The organism is Pseudoalteromonas sp. Z1A6, assembly GCF_011378745.1.
Lineage (GTDB): Bacteria > Pseudomonadota > Gammaproteobacteria > Enterobacterales > Alteromonadaceae > Pseudoalteromonas > Pseudoalteromonas arctica.
Map to the genome: position 1 here is coordinate 1 of NZ_WTKW01000627.1, position 1,086 is coordinate 1,086.

The 1,086-nt window shown below is 39.4% G+C and carries 1 protein-coding gene; it reads left to right on the forward strand.

Going from position 1 to position 1,086, the window contains the following annotated elements; genetic code table 11:
• Positions 1–123 precede the first annotated feature (123 nt).
• Complete coding sequence (locus GQR46_RS19990; RefSeq protein ID WP_165742280.1) at positions 124–1,005, forward strand: LysR family transcriptional regulator; 882 nt, start codon at positions 124–126, stop codon at positions 1,003–1,005.
• Positions 1,006–1,086 lie beyond the last annotated feature (81 nt).

Sequence of the window (1,086 nt, forward strand, 5' to 3'; positions counted from 1 at the left end):
CTGCACCCTTTTTGTGAACTAGCGTTAAATTTATTTTTAACCTACTGATATTTATATATTAAATAGTTGGTTCAAATTTTGCCTAAGTAAGGCGTCTCAATAAATTAAATAATTCTGGAAAACATGCAAACTCCTATTCGTGGCCTTCGCTCTTTTTGCTTTGCCGCAAGAAGCCTAAGTTTTAAGCATGCAGCTAATGAGCTGTACTTAACGCCGTCTGCGGTAAGCCATCAAATAAAACAACTTGAAGAACAACTTGGTATTGAACTTTTTCAACGTAAAACGCGTTCAATTAGCTTAACCACAGCGGGTAAAAACTTTTTTGATGCAGTGTCTCCTATCATCACAATGTTAGAGGGCACCATTAACGAGTTTAGTCAGATGCAGCAAAATACAAATTTGACAATTACGTTGCCTGAGTTTTTTGCCAGCGAGCTACTCATGCCTAAATTAAGTGAGTGGACGTCAGAGCATCCTAATATAAATTTACAAATGGACACGCTCAAGACGCGCAAAGAGTTAACGCGCCATAGCGATTTATCTATTGTATTATCATCGAGTAAACCCACTGAAGGTTCTGCAACAGAGCTATTTAATCTTGAATATATCCCTGCATGTAATAAAAAGCTGCTCGATCAGTGGAGGGACGATCACCGTCAAGCGCTTAATCAAGTTCCGCTAATACTACACAAAGCTCGCCCTTGGGCATGGCACCAGTGGGCCGAAAAAGCAGGAATTGATGACTTCTCTCCTTCTCAAATTATTCAAATAGATAGTATGTTTGGTGTAGCACGTGCTGCGCAACAGGGTATGGGGATTGCACTTATTCCACTGCCTATAAGCCAAAGCTGGTTAGATGAGCAGTGGCTCTATAAGTTATTTGAACAGCCTTTAACAACTAAAGATAAATACTATTTAGTGCAGCACGAATCAAGCACGCCTAATCACCCGCTTGATTTATTTGCGAAGTGGGTTGTAAATACGTTTAGAAAAATCCAAGAATAATCCCCTATTAGACGAGTTCAGTAATACAACCCACTCTGTGTTTTATTACTGAACTCGTCTAAACCTCCCTGCAATTTTTAA

What these genes read in the sequence shown, in the direction of transcription:
- GQR46_RS19990 (WP_165742280.1), top strand. Translation starts at nt 124, where the DNA reads ATGCAAACTCCTATTCGTGGCCTTCGCTCTTTTTGCTTTGCCGCAAGA.